Origin of the sequence: Neisseria sp. HMSC056A03, from assembly GCF_001815685.1 — a bacterium.
Classification (GTDB): Bacteria; Pseudomonadota; Gammaproteobacteria; order Burkholderiales; family Neisseriaceae; genus Neisseria; species Neisseria subflava.
In genome coordinates this window covers 25,472-40,065 of record NZ_KV821620.1, presented here as the reverse complement: position 1 = coordinate 40,065, position 14,594 = coordinate 25,472, and the positions used below count along the sequence as shown (strand labels likewise).

Genomic DNA, 14,594 nt, shown 5'->3' with positions numbered 1-14,594 from the left:
CAAAATTCCCAAATCCCTAAATTTCTACCAAGGTATTTAGGGATTTGGGAATTTGTGTTTGGATTTTGGCCACCGGGTAAAAAGGTATTTTGCAAAAGTCTCAATCCACAACAAAAAGGCCGTCTGAAAACCAAATTCCGGTTTTCAGACGGCCTCAATCATTTAAAACTTTCAACAAACTCTTATTTCAACGCTTCCAACAGCTTTCCGTGTATTCCGCCGAATCCGCCGTTGCTCATGATCAAAATATGGTCGCCTGCTTCGGCATTTTTCACAATTTCGGCAACAAAGGTATCGAAGTCTTTGCCGACGTGCAGCTTGCCGCCCAAAGGCGCGAGTGCCTCGGCAACGTCCCAGTCCACGCCGCCGGCGTAGCAGAACACTTGGTCGGCGCCTTTGAGGCTTTCGGGTAAGGCGGCTTTCATGGTGCCGAGTTTCATGGTGTTGGAACGCGGCTCGAGGACGGCGAGGATGCGGGCGTTTCCGACGCGCTGACGCAGGCCTTCGATGGTGGTTTCGATGGCGGTCGGATGGTGGGCGAAGTCGTCGTAAACGGTGATGCCGTTTACCGTGCCTTTGATTTCCATGCGGCGTTTGACGTTTTTAAACGCGCTCAAGGCTTCGCAGGCCGTCTGAATATCGACTCCGGCATGACGTGCGGCGGCGATGACGGCGAGCGCGTTCATGCGGTTGTGTCCGCCCATCAAATCCCATGCGACGTGTCCGGCTTTTTTGCCGTCAAGCAACACGTCGAACGAGCCGTCGGTATTGACTTCGCCGACCTGCCAGCCGTGTTCGGTGCCGAATTTTTCCACCGGCGTCCAGCAGCCTTTGTCTAAAGTGTCTTGCAGACTTTGCTGCTGTCCGTTGCAGACGATTAAGCCTTCAGACGGCACGGTGCGCACGAGATGGTGGAACTGGGTCTGTATCGCGCCCAAATCGGCGAAGATGTCGGCATGGTCGAATTCCAGATTGTTTAAAATGGCGGTACGCGGACGGTAATGTACGAATTTGGAGCGTTTGTCAAAAAAGGCAGTGTCGTATTCGTCGGCTTCGATAACGAAGAATGGGGATTTTGAATTAGGATCTTGGCGCGGCGTTTGCGGCAGGCGGGCGGAAACGCTGAAGTTTTCCGGTACGCCGCCGATGAGGAAGCCTGGCGCGAGTCCGGCATATTCCAAGACCCATGCCAGCATAGAGGCGGTAGTCGTTTTGCCGTGTGTTCCGGCTACGCCGAGTACCCAGTGTTGGTGTAATACGTTTTCAGCAAGCCATTGTGGGCCGGAAATATAAGGCAGGCCGCGGTTTAAAATCGCTTCAACCACATCCATGCCGCGTTTGGCAACATTGCCGATAACGTAAATATCGGCTTTAAATTCGTCTAATTGAGCGGCATCAAAACCTTCGTGTACGCCTATACCTAAGGCTTCAAGCTGGGTGCTCATCGGCGGATACATCTTCGCGTCGCAACCGCTGACTTTAAAACCTGCTTCTTTGGCAATAGCCGCTACGCCGCCCATAAATGTGCCGCCGATACCGATAATGTGGATGTGTTTCATGATAAGACCGTCTTGGGAATGAATTAATTTTAAAGCCGTCATTATAACGGAGTTTGGATAAAAGGGTCGTCTGAAAAGTAAAGCGGCAATAAGAATAGGGGAGAGATAGGGAGGATTGAATCTTAATAGGGAATTTTTAGGTTATAGTTGCTACTGAAATATTTATACTTTGGGCGCTGTGTTGCCGATTGAAAAAGGTATGAAATGGCTGGGCGATATGACTGTAGTTCTGTCTTTGCTCATGCTGGTGTTTGTTTTCTTGGTTGACCCGACTCACTACTTCCTCAGCAACTTGGTTGTCTCTATCGGTAATATCCTTACTCAAACCGTTCACCATTCTTTCGAGCTGTACTTGTTCCACAACCGCGATTGGTCTAATGGCTTACTGGGTATGGTGGATTACTTGGGCACCATTTGTGGGCGTGTTCTTAGCGAAAATTTCCAAAGGCCGTACTTTGCGCGAATTCGTGCTGGCATCCATTATGGTACCGGTCGGCTTCCTCGTGATTTGGTTCTCCGTATTCTCCGGCTTCAGCCTGCTTGATACTGTTGAAGGTACTGGACGCTTGGCAGAAATTGTCAATAAAGGCGACTACGAAGGTACATTCTATTACCTGCTCAATATGCTGCCTCTGTCTTTCGCAACCAAACCGTTGACCGTTATCCTGTTCTTAGGTTTCGTGGTTCTGGTTTGTTTGTGAAAGTTGTCGGGTGCGACGTTCAAAATACACTGTTGCCATGGCAATCGCAGCGGTCATCAATGCCGTTGTGGTTAAGATAACAAGGGGCTGCGGCGGTAAAACGGCGGCCAGCCCTGCGCCGATAACGAATAAGGTCGTCTGAAAAATCCAAAGCCGTTGCGGTCGGCGGTGTTCGGGCTTGTTGTACGGCGTGTTGGCGGCAACCCCGAGATAAAACACGCCCAAACTGAGCCACAGCATTCGGACGGACTCAGCGGTAGCGGTGCTGTTTTGGTGCAGCCAAGCCAGTGCCACCGTTACCAAAGCGATGCCGATCAGTACGGCATAATGGCTGTACGAGGGCAATGCGCCCGAGTTTTGCGCTTTGTGTTCGTCGATAAAATAGGAAAACTGCATCACATAAACCGTAAACATCGCAAACAGAATCACAATCACGGGCAGTGCGCCGATTTCAAACTTCGCCACGTGGAAATAAGGGGCGATGTCGATCACGGCTTCGCCGAAAAAAATAATCACCAGCCCGTTTAGGCGTTCGAGTAGATGCGGAAAATTCACCGCAGGTTGCTTGTGGCTGACAAAGGTGGGCAAAATCCAACCCAAACCGAAACCGCCCAGCGCAACCCACTGTCCGATATGGGCGGGAAACAATAGCGAACCGAGCACCATCGCCGCCGTCAATCCGCGCAATCCCGCCACCAGCTTGATTCTGCGGCGTTGTTCGGGGGAAGCGTGACGAGCAAGCTGCAACAGATATTGCAGGCAGACATTGCCGACCAGTAGCCCCAGCGCAAGATTAAACGGCACAAAATTCGCCAGCCAGTCGCTGCCCACCGCATTGGACAAAAACAGCAGCAAAAACATATCGGCAAACAAAAACAGCCGATCCCGCCAAGAGTTGTCGCCGAAGCGGTTGATGTAAATGCTCTGGTATAACCAAACGGTAAACAGAATCACCAGCGAAATCAGAAACGTGACATAATCGGCTTCGTCGGCGTGGTGTACCAGCTCGGTGGTGCGGGACAAAGCATATACAAACACCAAATTATAAAACAGCTCGGGCAGCCCGACTTTTTTCTCTCCAACAGGCATAAGCCCTCCGGTTGTGATGAATAACTTATTGAAGAATAATAGTTTTTACCGACAAGTACCATTGACTGGGCGGCTTAAAAATAGCTCTCGTCAATGTCCATTTTGCCCAGTTTTTGGTTAATGGCGTGCAATTCGTCCGCAGTCAGGCGGATTCGCAGTGCGCCGAGGTTTTCCGCCAAGCGGTGTTTTTTGGTGGTGCCCGGAATCGGTACGATAAAGGGCTTTTGCGCCAGTTCCCACGCCAACACGATGTGCGCGGCGGTGGCGGATTTGGCGGCGGCGAGCTCGTGCAGCAAGTCCAACACAGGCTGGTTTTTCGTCATCACATCCGCCGAAAAACGCTTCATCGTGCGGCGGAAATCGCCTTTGGCGTATTGGGTCTGCGCGTTAAAACGGCCGCTTAAAAAGTCGTTCCCCAGCGGGCTGTATGCCACAAAGCCGATATGGTTGGCTTCGCAAAAAGCAAACAATGCTTTTTCGGGGGCGCGGAACACCATGGAATATTGGTTCTCCGTGGCGGTAATGGGCGTAACGGCGTGGGCGGCGGCCATATACTCAATCGGCGTGTTGGACACGCCCCAATGATGGATTTTGCCTGCCTTAATCAATTCGCCCATTACTTCCGCTACCGCCTCGGCGGGTACATTCGGGTCAATGCGATGCTGGTAATACAGGTCGATGTAGTCGGTTTGCAGATTGCGTAAGGATTCGTCCACTTGCTTGCGGATGGATTCGGGGCGGCTGTCCAGCACATTCTCCACGCTGCTGGCGGAATGAGTTTGCCCCACAATGCCGATCCAACCGTAGGCGACAACAGCACGGTAGTAAATTTTGCTTTTGCACCGACTTCAGTGGGCGGCTTGGGCATCAACTACACAATCACGCCGTAAGGCTGGCTGTATACGGTAAGCCATACTCAAGAGCAACAAGAGAAAGTCAACACATTCGTAGATGCTCTGAAAGTAGGCGGTAAAAATCTGCTCGAATTTCTTAATGCTTGATAGCGTGAGATTTTTGATAGATTGAACCTAAGTCAATCATAGAATACTGATACATAAAATGCCGCTTGAGTGATAAGCGGCATTTTTATTATCTATGGTTTCTATGTTTATTCAGACAGATAGTGATGGTTTGAGGTTTCAGAAAAGCTGTATCTGTTATTATTGAAATAATGCCGTCTGAAAAATAAGTCCTGAGCAAACTACGCTACGACTTATTTTCAGACGGCATTTGTCTTCTGTATTTTGCGATTTCTATTAAAGTGCTGCTTCTGAGCGTTCTCCGGTACGGATACGGATAGCCTCTTCAACCGGATAGATGAAGATTTTACCGTCGCCGATTTTGCCGGAATGTGCGGTTTCTAAAATGGCGTCAACAGCCTGATCGACTTTGTCGTCAGTCAATACCAATTCGATTTTCACTTTAGGTAGAAAATCGACTGCGTATTCCGCGCCGCGATAAATTTCCGTATGGCCTTTTTGGCGGCCGAAGCCTTTGACTTCGCTGACAGTCATGCCGGTAATGCCGATTTCAGTCAGGATTTCGCGTACATCGTCGAGTTTGAAAGGTTTGATAATAGCTTCGATTTTTTTCATATTGAGTCTCCTTATTTGCGAAAAGGCCGTCTGAAACATTCAGACGGCCTTTGTTCCATCAAGTTCGTTCAAATTTTATTTGAGTGAACTTATTTCTTTTTCTGAGCAGGCAGGTCGGTACATACGCCCAATGCCACTTCAGCAGCCATACCGATGGATTCGCCCAGGGTTGGGTGTGGGTGGATGGTTTTACCGATATCGGCTGCATCACAGCCCATTTCGATGGCCAAGCAGATTTCGCCGATCATATCGCCGCCGTTAGGACCAACGATACCGCCGCCGATGATGCGGCCGGTTTCAGCATCAAAAATCAGCTTGGTGAAACCATTGTCGCAACCGTTGGCAATCGCACGGCCGGAAGCAGCCCATGGGAAGTTGGCTTTGGTGATTTTGCGGCCGGAGGCTTTGGCAGACAACTCGGTTTCACCAACCCATGCTACTTCAGGAGAAGTGTAGGCAACACCCGGAATGACGCGCGCGTCGAAGTAGGCTTTGTGGCCGGCACAGTTTTCAGCGGCAACGTGGCCTTCGTGAACGGCTTTGTGCGCGAGCATAGGTTGACCGACGATATCGCCGATAGCGTAGATGTGCGGCACGTTGGTGCGCATTTGTTTGTCCACTTCGATGAAGCCGCGATCGGTAACGGCAACACCGGCTTTTTCGGCACTGATGAGTTTGCCATTAGGCGCACGACCGGCGGCAACCAGTACGGCATCGTAACGTTGTGGTTCTTTAGGCGCATTTGCACCTTCGAAGGTAACGTAAACACCATCTTCTTTAGGCTCGACAGCAACAGTTTTGGTGTTGATCATGATGTTGTCAAAACGGTATTCGTTTTGTTTTTGCCATACTTTAACCAAGTCGCGGTCTGCGCCTTGCATCAGGCCGTCCATCATTTCAACCACATCCAGGCGAGAACCCAGAGTGCTGTAAACCGTACCCATTTCGAGACCGATAATACCGCCACCGATGATCAACAGTTTGCCCGGTACTTCTTTCAGGGCCAATGCGCCGCTGGAGTCGAAAATTCGAGGATCTTCAGGGATGAAAGGCAATTTGGTTACGCGGCTGCCTGCTGCAATGATACAGTTTTTAAAGGCAACGATTTTTTTCTCACCGGTAGGAGCCGCTTGTTCGTACACTTCGCTGGTCGTCAGAGAAACTTCCAAGTGGTGCGGATCTAAGAATTGGCCGTCACCTTGGATAATATCTACTTTGCGGCCTTTAGCCATACCTGCCAAACCGCCGGTCAGACGGGAAACCACGCCGTCTTTGTAGGCGCGCAGCATGTCGATATCGAGTTCAGGCTCAGGGTATTTGATACCGTTGGCAGCCAAGTGGCGTACTTCATCGATAACGGCAGCATTGTGCAACAAGGCTTTGGAAGGGATACAGCCGACGTTCAGGCAAACGCCGCCCAAAGTTTTGTAACGCTCGACGATGGCAACTTTCAAGCCTTCGTCAGCAGCAGCAAATGCAGCAGAATAACCGCCGGGGCCGCCACCCAATACGACTACGTCGTATTCGGCATCGGCAGAACCGCCGAATTGAGCAGCTTGAGGAGCAGGAGCGGCTGCTTTAGGAGCTTCTTGTGCAGGAGCGGCAGGTGCTTCGGCTTTAGGAGCAGCTGCACCTTCGGCCTCAACGACAACAATCAAACCGCCTTCAGAGATTTTGTCGCCCACTTTAACTTTAACTTCTTTGACTACGCCTGCAACTTCGGCAGGTACGTCCATAGTCGCTTTATCAGTTTCCAAAGTAATCAGGGTATCGTCCACAGCAATGGTATCACCCACATTTACTTCAACCGCAATAATATCTACATTTTCGTGACCGCCAATGTCGGGCACTTTCAATTCAATTAAGCTCATGTCTAATCTTTCTGAATGATGTTCGGGCTTCTTTTTTTCAGACGGCCTTTTTATTTAGGCCGTCTGAAAATGCTCGGATTACAGAGTAATGCGGCGGAAGTCTTTCAACAGGTTAGCCAGGAATACGGTGAAGCGCATACCGGCGGCACCGTCGATGACACGGTGGTCAAAGGACAGGCTCAACGGGCACATCAGGCGAGGAGCAAATTCTTTGCCGTTCCAAACCGGTTTGATTTGGGATTTGCACACGCCCAAGATAGCAACTTCAGGAGCATTCACGATTGGCGTGAAGCCTGTACCGCCGATGCCACCCAAGCTGGAAATGGTAAAGCATGCGCCTTGCATTTCTTGTGGCTTGAGCTTGCCTTCGCGGGCTTTTTTAGACAATTCGGTCAGTTCTTGGCTGATTTGTTTCAAGCCTTTTTGATCCACGTCTTTGATTACAGGAACAACCAAGCCGTTTGGCGTGTCTGCTGCGAAACCGATGTTGAAGTAGTTTTTCAGCACCAAGTTGTCGCCATCCAGAGAGGCGTTGAATTCAGGGAAGGCTTTCAGCGCAGCAACAGAGGCTTTAATGATGAACGCCAATGGGGACAGTTTTACGCCTTCGCGTTCCCATTCTTTGTTCAGTTGTTTGCGGAATTCTTCCAATTCGGTCATGTCCGCTTCTTCGTGTACGGTAACGTGAGGAATCACAACCCAGTTACGAGACAGGTTTTGACCGGAGATTTTCTTAATGCGAGACAATTCTTTAACTTCAACGCTGCCGAATTTAGAGAAGTCAACTTTAGGCCATGGCAACAAGTCCAGACCACCGCCCAAAGAAGCAGCGGCAGGTTTGCCTGCACCGCTTTGCATAACGGATTTAACAAAGGCTTTAACGTCTTCGCCCATGATACGGCCTTTCAGACCGGTACCTTTGACTTGGCCCAAATCTACGCCCAATTCGCGCGCCAGTTTGCGTGCGGAAGGACCTGCATGCGCTTTTGCAAATGCAGCTTCATCGATTTTGGCAGCAGCAGGAGCAGCAGGTGCAGCAGGTGCAGGCGCAGCTGCTGGTGCAGTAGGAGCAGGAGCGGCAGCTGGTGCAGGCGCAGCGGCTTGAGTGGCAGGAGCAGGGGCTGCTGCGGCAGAGCCGGCAGTTTCTACTTCAATAATGGCGGAGCCTTCGGATACTTTGTCGCCAACTTTCAGGAATACGGCTTTAACCACACCGGCTTCGGTACATGGTACGTCCATGGTGGCTTTGTCGGTTTCCAGAGTAATCAGGGTGTCGTCAACGGCAACAGTGTCGCCGACTTTAATTTCAACGGCAATAACGTCAACGTCAGAGTGACCGCCGATATCAGGTACAACAACTTGTACGGTAGCGCCACCGGCAGGAGCGGCTGCAGGCGCAGCAGCTGGAGCAGCAGGAGCTTCTGCTGCAGGAGCGGCATCTGCAGCGGCAGCACCGGTTTCAACGGTCAGAATAACGCCACCTTCAGAGATTTTATCGCCAACTTTAACTTTAACTTCTTTAACAACACCGGCTGCATCAGCAGGTACGTCCATAGTGGCTTTGTCGGTTTCCAAAGTAATCAGGGTGTCGTCAACGGCAATAGTGTCACCCACTTTAACTTCTACGGCGATGATGTCGACATTTTCATGGCCGCCGATATCAGGGACTTTGATTTCTACGATACTCATTTGAGTTCCTTTAATATTTTCAGTTTGATGCCGTCTGAAAACTGTTTCACACGGCATCGGTACAGTTTGTTCAAACCATTCAAGCATTCGGTTTTCAGACGGCCTGATGTCTGAATGAAACAAACAGACCGTCTGAAACATCAATTAGCGTTTCCAGCTAGGAGCTAAATCGGCTTTGATACCATATTTTTCAATGGCTTGTTGAACGGTTTCTTTGCTGACTTTGCCTTGTTCGGCCAATGCGCTCAATGCAGCAACGGCAATGTTGTAGCGGTCAACTTCGAAGAAGCGGCGCAGGTTGGTACGGCTGTCGGAACGACCGAAGCCGTCAGTACCCAAGACGTGGTAGTCGTTAGGGATGTAGGCACGGATGCGGTCAGCATAGCTGCGGATATAGTCGGTAGCGGCAATTACTGGGCCGTCATGACCTTGCAGTTGAGAAGTAACAAACGGTACTTTTGCAGTTTCCAAAGGATTCAGGCGGTTGAAACGTTCTACTTCGATAGCGTCGCGATGCAACAGATTGAAAGATGGGCAAGACCAGATGTCTGCTTCCACGCCGAAGTCGGTTTTCAACAATTCGGCACCGGCAATGACTTCTTGCAGGATGGTGCCAGAACCCATCAATTGAACTTTCTTGTCGCCTTTGCCACCGGCTTTCAGCAAGTACATACCTTTCAGGATGTCTTGTTCTACGCCTTCAGGCATGTCCGGATGAGTGTAGTTTTCATTCATCAGGGTGATGTAGTAGAACACGTCTTCGTGGTTAACATACATGCGGCGCAAGCCATCGTGTACGATAACGGCTACTTCATATTGGAATGTCGGATCGTAAGTTACACAGTTTGGGATCAAGTCTGCTTGAATGTGGCTGTGACCGTCTTCATGTTGCAAACCTTCACCGTTCAGTGTTGTACGGCCGGCTGTACCACCCAGCAGGAAGCCACGTGCATGCATATCGCCTGCTGCCCATGCCAAGTCGCCAACGCGTTGGAAACCGAACATAGAGTAGTAGATGTAGAAAGGAATCATCGCAAAGTTGTTGTTGGCGTAGCTGGTTGCAGCCGCGATCCAGTCAGCCATTGCGCCTGGCTCGTTAATACCTTCTTGCAAGATTTGACCGTCAACAGATTCTTTGTAGAACATCAGTTGGTCTTTATCTTGAGGGGTGTATTGTTGACCTTTAGGGTTCCAAATACCATATTGGCGGAACATACCTTCCATACCGAAAGTACGGCTTTCGTCAGGAACGATAGGTACAACGCGTTTGCCGATTTTTTTATCTTTCAGCAGAGTAGACAGGATGCGTACGAAAGCCATAGTGGTTGAGAATTCACGGTCACCGCTGGATTTCAGTTGGGCATCAAATGCTGACAGTTCAGGCACTTCCAGAACGTCTTGGGTAGGGTTGCGTTGAGGCAGGTAGCCACCCAAAGATTCACGGCGTGCGTGCAGGTATTTGTATTCTTCGCTGTCAGGAGCAAAAGTCAGGTAAGGCAGGTCGCCACTGTCAATTTGCTCGTCAGTTACAGGAATATCAAAGCGGTCACGGAATTGTTTCAGAGACGCTTTGTCCATTTTTTTGGCTTGGTGGGCAACGTTTTGACCTTCGCCGGATGCACCCATACCGTAGCCTTTAATGGTTTTTGCCAAGATTACAGTAGGTTTGCCGTTGGCGTGGTTCGCAGCGCGGTCGTAAGCGTTGTAGACTTTTTGAGGGTCATGACCACCGCGGTTCAATGCCCAAATTTCGTCATCAGTCATATCGGCGACCAATGCTTTCAGTTCAGGTGTATTGAAGAAGTGTTCGCGAACGTATGCACCGTCTTTGGATTTGTAAGTTTGATAGTCACCGTCCAAGCACTCTTCCATACGTTTGCGCAGAATGCCGTCTTTGTCTTTTGCCAAGAGGCGGTCCCAACGACGACCCCAGATGACTTTCACAACATTCCAGCCGGCGCCGGCAAAGTTGCCTTCCAGCTCTTGAATGATTTTGCCGTTACCGCGTACTGGGCCGTCCAAACGTTGCAGGTTACAGTTGATAACGAATACCAAGTTGTCCAAGCCTTCGCGTGAAGCCAGAGCAATAGCACCTTGGCTTTCAGGTTCGTCCATTTCGCCGTCGCCACAGAATACCCATACTTTACGGCCTTTGGTTTTAGCCAGACCGCGAGATTCCAAGTATTTCAGGAAGCGTGCTTGGTAAATTGCCATCAATGGGCCAAGACCCATAGATACGGTTGGGAATTGCCAGAAGTCAGGCAACAGGTGAGGGTGAGGGTAAGAAGGCAGACCTTTGCCGTCAACTTCTTGACGGAAGTTGTTCAGCTGGTCTTCAGTCAGACGGCCTTCAACGAAAGCGCGTGCATAGATACCAGGGGCTACGTGGCCTTGGAAGAATACCAAATCGCCTTCTTCGCCTTCGCCTTTAGCTTTCCAGAAGTGGTTGAAGCCGACTTCGTACATAGTGGCGGCTGATTGGAAAGATGCAATGTGTCCACCCAATTCCAAATCTTTTTTACCCGCGCGCAAAACGATAGCGGCAGCGTTCCAACGAACGAATGCACGGATGCGGTGTTCGATGTTTTGGTCGCCGGGGATGCCTTTTTCGTCTTCAACGGAAACAGTGTTCAAGTATGGAGTAGTGGTGCCGTGAGGCATACGGATGCCTTTGTCACGGCTGTATTTGACCAAACTTTCCAGCAGATACTGGGCGCGCTCGCTGCCTTCATATTCTAAAACAGAGCTTAACGCGTCTAACCATTCTTTGGTTTCAATTGGGTCAACATCGTGTAATTGGGTGGACATAATATCTATCCTTGTGTTGAGTGTTTTTCAATGACGGAGTATTACTCCGATATTTTCGTTTGTGAACAAATGTGAGTTAAAAACGAAAATTCCTAGAGTCAAATTCGAAAAAGTTTTAATTACTGGAATGTTTTCAATACGTTATAAGCATTGATGAAAAATCAGAAAGAATTGAACTTTTTGCGAATAAGCTAACCTGCAAATGCTATCAGTAATTGGGCAAACTGGCAAATCATGCTGTAGATATTGATAGGATGTAGAGGTTGAAATTAGGATTTTTTTAAAGAGTTATGGAGCTTGTTTTTAAATCGAGATATTGAGTGGATTCAGTAAAAGGTATCAGATATTTGAGTAAATAGATTCGAATACGAAAAATATTCTTCAAATTTTGTTGTAAATAGAAAATTAAATTTAGATTATCTGGTTTTTTACAAAGAGAATAGGCCGTCTGAAGACTCTAAAGAGATTAAGGAGAAATGGGATTTGAAGATGGAGATTGTAGAGGAAGGGTAAATGAAAAAAATGACATGTACAGGCTATTTTAGCGCTGACATGTCATTTATGTAGGAAGTTAGAATTTTAGACGGTCTTTAAGCGGCAGAGGTCTTTTGAGCGAATTGCTTCCATTGAGCCAAAAGTTCTTTAAGAACGTCTTGTTGTTCATGTCCATGTTGGATGGCTTCTTGCAACCAGAAACAAGCATTGTTGATGTCTTTTTCTACACCCATGCCGTGATAATACAGACAGGCAAGATTATATTGAGCCATCGTGTCTCTTTGTTTGGCCGCCGCTTCAAACCATTTTGCTGCTTGGGCGTAGTCGACAGGTACGCCTTGTCCGCTGTAATACATCATGCCAAGATTGGTTTGGGATTTGCTGTGTCCACGTTCTGCGGACTGATGGTATAGATCCAGTGCTTCAGCGTAATTCTGTTGGCGTTTTAAGCCATAGTGCGCTGCAAATGCCAGCTTGTATAGACGTTCAGCCTCCTGACGTTGGAGGGCGATTTCTTTCGTCAGCTCATAGTTTCGCTGGTTATTCAATGCGCTGTCAGACAGAAGTTTTTGGTAAGCGACAAGATTACCTAAATCAGCCGAGCGTTGATAATATTGACGTGCGGTGTCTGCATCAACTGCTTGTCCCAATCCGTAGCGATAGATATCACCTAAAAGGCGCAATCCTTCCGGATCATTTTGATCCGCAGCAAATTTAGCGTGCTGATAGGCCTTTTGAGGGTCTCGTTCGGTGTTTTTACCCAATAGATATATTTCGGCAAGTGCTACATGCGCATTACTGTCACCTTGTTCGGCAGCTTTTTCGAACCATTTCAATGCTTCAGCAGGATTTGATGCGGCTAAGAGTTCTCCAAGAGAAGTTTGCGCCGGAACAATGTCGTAATCGGCGGCAATACGCAAATGTTCGATGGCTTTTTCAGGATTTTGTGTAACACCTTGCCCCAATTTGTATTGAAGGCCGAGTTGCCAGTGTGCCGCAATAAATCCCTGTGCAGCGGATTGCTGATAAAGTTTATGGGAATATTCCAAATCAGGAGAGCTGGAGTATTGGTAATGTTGGGCTAAGAAGTATTGTGCCTGAGGATTTTGTTGTTCGGCAGCTTTTAATGCCCATTTGACTGCTTCTTGGTCATTGCCATTGTCTGCGTATAAACGCATCAGGCGCAGTTGGGCAGGAGCCAATCCTTCTTCGGCAAGCTCTTGATAGGTTGCAATGAGCTTTTCTACTTCTATTCCATTATTTTCTTGTAACTGGAGAAGATTATAGCGGGCATATGGATGACCAGCTCTTGCAGCTTGTTTTAAATATTCAACTGCAATTACTAAATCTTGCTCATTTTCATGGTGTTCGATCAGGCATCCTGCCAGCTGAAATGCAGCCTCAATATGCCCGGCTTCTGCTGCTTCGCAGAGCAATGGAATGGCTCGTGCAAAGTCAGGTGGGTTTTGAGTGATTAATTTTTCTGCTAGCAGAAAAGATTCTTCATATTGTTGAGCATTCATCGGTTTGCTTTTATATTTTGTGAAGGATTAAGAATAAAATTATCGGCCGACAAGGTGCGGCCGTTATGATTTTGTAATTTTGAGGTTATTTACAAAAACAGACAACCGGATTTGTATTTTTATACTTAGAATAATGGAATAATTTGTTTTATGCTGCATAAATACAACAGAAGGGTGTGATAAAGTGGGTTGAGAAAATACTTCTGCTGTTTATTCAGTTTAAATTATTCATCGTCCGGTTTTTTACGCCACAAAACAAGTAATTTACCAATATGTTGCACCAGTTGGGCACCCAGTGTTTCACACAGGGCATCACAAATTTCAATACGTTCAGCACGATCATCGCCAAAAACACGGACTTTAATCAATTCGTGTGCTGTCAATGCGGCATCGGTTTCTTTGATGACCGAGTCGGTCAAGCCTTGTTGGCCAACCATAACGACAGGGTGGAGGTGGTGTGCTTGGGCTTTCAAGGCCAAAATTTCTTTGGTGCTTAATTTGTTGTCGCTCATATTAATAAGTATCCAATTAAAAAGAATAATGGCTATATTGTACGCGATTTAGAACATTTACGGGGGAAATAACGTACAATGCTGATTTTAACTTAAGCATTTCAAATCAAGATGGCTGTACGCTCAAAATCTTCAAAAGCATGGCTGCATGAGCACGTCAACGATCATTATGTCCATATGGCACAAAAGGACGGATATCGTGCCAGAGCGGCTTATAAATTATTGGAAATCAATCAGAAAGACAAATTAATCAAGCCAGGTACAGTTTTAGCGGATTTGGGCAGTGCGCCGGGAAGTTGGTCACAAGTTGCGGCCAAGCTGGTCGGTAAAACAGGGGCAGTGTTCGCTTTGGATATTTTGCCAATGGATGCTATTGAAGGTGTGTCGTTTATTCAGGGTGACTTTAGGGAAGATGCTGTTTTGGAGCAGTTTGAAGCCTTATTGGATAATCGTCCGTTAGACCTTGTAATCTGTGATATGGCACCCAATATGTCAGGCAATGCCGTAACCGACCAGGCACGCAGTTTTTATTTGTGTGAACTGGCTTTGGATTTTGCCTCCCAGCATTTGAAAACCGGAGGCAGTTTTTTGGTGAAGGTGTTTCAAGGCGCGGGTTATCAAGAGTATACGGCGGCTATGCGTGAAATTTTTGCCAGTGTACAAACCCGAAAGCCGGATGCTTCCCGCAATCGTTCCAGTGAGATTTACCTATTAGGTAAAAATAAACGCTGACAATGTAGGGTGGGTGCTTT

The 14,594-nt window shown here is 48.2% G+C and carries 11 protein-coding genes and 1 pseudogene; 3 read left to right on the top strand and 9 right to left on the bottom strand.

Translation table 11 applies throughout. The features are described 5' to 3' along the window. Positions 1-182 precede the first annotated feature (182 nt). Positions 183-1,559, bottom strand: a complete 1,377-nt coding sequence (gene mpl / locus HMPREF3052_RS04270) for a UDP-N-acetylmuramate:L-alanyl-gamma-D-glutamyl-meso-diaminopimelate ligase (RefSeq protein ID WP_070748750.1) — start codon at positions 1,557-1,559, stop codon at positions 183-185. Positions 1,560-1,758: 199 nt separating this feature from the next. Between mpl and HMPREF3052_RS12035 the strand changes: the two are divergent. Further along, positions 1,759-1,878: pseudogene (locus HMPREF3052_RS12035) on the top strand (hypothetical protein); the annotation flags it as partial. A gap of 58 nt (positions 1,879-1,936) precedes the next feature. Then, entirely contained in the window at positions 1,937-2,260 is a 324-nt protein-coding gene (locus tag HMPREF3052_RS12030; protein ID WP_049352299.1) for a BCCT family transporter, read from the top strand. Here HMPREF3052_RS12030 and HMPREF3052_RS04255 read toward each other — a convergent pair. The 8 genes from HMPREF3052_RS04255 to yhbY form a co-directional block, all read right to left on the bottom strand. Continuing rightward, complete coding sequence (locus HMPREF3052_RS04255) at positions 2,231-3,349, bottom strand: low temperature requirement protein A (RefSeq protein ID WP_070748748.1); 1,119 nt, start codon at positions 3,347-3,349, stop codon at positions 2,231-2,233. The genes HMPREF3052_RS12030 and HMPREF3052_RS04255 overlap by 30 nt on opposite strands. 74 nt (positions 3,350-3,423) lie before the next feature. Then, complete coding sequence (locus HMPREF3052_RS04250; RefSeq protein ID WP_210399504.1) at positions 3,424-4,137, bottom strand: aldo/keto reductase; 714 nt, start codon at positions 4,135-4,137, stop codon at positions 3,424-3,426. Positions 4,138-4,605: 468 nt separating this feature from the next. Beyond that, on the bottom strand, positions 4,606-4,944 hold the full coding sequence (locus tag HMPREF3052_RS04245) for a P-II family nitrogen regulator (RefSeq protein WP_070748745.1): 339 nt from the start codon (positions 4,942-4,944) through the stop codon (positions 4,606-4,608). 89 nt (positions 4,945-5,033) lie between these two features. After that, on the bottom strand, positions 5,034-6,815 hold the full coding sequence (lpdA, locus tag HMPREF3052_RS04240) for a dihydrolipoyl dehydrogenase (RefSeq protein WP_070748743.1): 1,782 nt from the start codon (positions 6,813-6,815) through the stop codon (positions 5,034-5,036). Between the two features lie 78 nt (positions 6,816-6,893). Further along, a complete protein-coding gene (gene aceF / locus HMPREF3052_RS04235) occupies positions 6,894-8,504 on the bottom strand; it encodes a dihydrolipoyllysine-residue acetyltransferase (protein WP_070748742.1) in 1,611 nt (536 codons plus the stop codon). Between the two features lie 144 nt (positions 8,505-8,648). Further along, entirely contained in the window at positions 8,649-11,312 is a 2,664-nt protein-coding gene (gene aceE, locus HMPREF3052_RS04230) for a pyruvate dehydrogenase (acetyl-transferring), homodimeric type (RefSeq protein WP_070748740.1), read from the bottom strand. Positions 11,313-11,902: 590 nt separating this feature from the next. Continuing rightward, positions 11,903-13,330, bottom strand: coding sequence for a tetratricopeptide repeat protein (locus tag HMPREF3052_RS04225; RefSeq protein ID WP_070748739.1), 1,428 nt, complete (start codon positions 13,328-13,330; stop codon positions 11,903-11,905). Between the two features lie 224 nt (positions 13,331-13,554). After that, the gene (yhbY, locus tag HMPREF3052_RS04220; protein ID WP_070631077.1) at positions 13,555-13,842 is read right to left on the bottom strand and encodes a ribosome assembly RNA-binding protein YhbY; all 288 of its coding nucleotides are present in this window, start codon (positions 13,840-13,842) and stop codon (positions 13,555-13,557) included. A gap of 111 nt (positions 13,843-13,953) precedes the next feature. Between yhbY and HMPREF3052_RS04215 the strand changes: the two genes are divergently transcribed. After that, a complete protein-coding gene (locus tag HMPREF3052_RS04215) occupies positions 13,954-14,574 on the top strand; it encodes an RlmE family RNA methyltransferase (protein ID WP_004520613.1) in 621 nt (206 codons plus the stop codon). Positions 14,575-14,594: the final 20 nt, after the last annotated feature.

What these genes read in the sequence shown, in the direction of transcription:
- mpl (WP_070748750.1), bottom strand. Translation starts at nt 1,559, where the DNA reads ATGAAACACATCCACATTATCGGTATCGGCGGCACATTTATGGGCGGC.
- HMPREF3052_RS12030 (WP_049352299.1), top strand. Translation starts at nt 1,937, where the DNA reads ATGGCTTACTGGGTATGGTGGATTACTTGGGCACCATTTGTGGGCGTG.
- HMPREF3052_RS04255 (WP_070748748.1), bottom strand. Translation starts at nt 3,349, where the DNA reads ATGCCTGTTGGAGAGAAAAAAGTCGGGCTGCCCGAGCTGTTTTATAAT.
- HMPREF3052_RS04245 (WP_070748745.1), bottom strand. Translation starts at nt 4,944, where the DNA reads ATGAAAAAAATCGAAGCTATTATCAAACCTTTCAAACTCGACGATGTA.
- lpdA (WP_070748743.1), bottom strand. Translation starts at nt 6,815, where the DNA reads ATGAGCTTAATTGAATTGAAAGTGCCCGACATTGGCGGTCACGAAAAT.
- aceF (WP_070748742.1), bottom strand. Translation starts at nt 8,504, where the DNA reads ATGAGTATCGTAGAAATCAAAGTCCCTGATATCGGCGGCCATGAAAAT.
- aceE (WP_070748740.1), bottom strand. Translation starts at nt 11,312, where the DNA reads ATGTCCACCCAATTACACGATGTTGACCCAATTGAAACCAAAGAATGG.
- HMPREF3052_RS04225 (WP_070748739.1), bottom strand. Translation starts at nt 13,330, where the DNA reads ATGAATGCTCAACAATATGAAGAATCTTTTCTGCTAGCAGAAAAATTA.
- yhbY (WP_070631077.1), bottom strand. Translation starts at nt 13,842, where the DNA reads ATGAGCGACAACAAATTAAGCACCAAAGAAATTTTGGCCTTGAAAGCC.
- HMPREF3052_RS04215 (WP_004520613.1), top strand. Translation starts at nt 13,954, where the DNA reads ATGGCTGTACGCTCAAAATCTTCAAAAGCATGGCTGCATGAGCACGTC.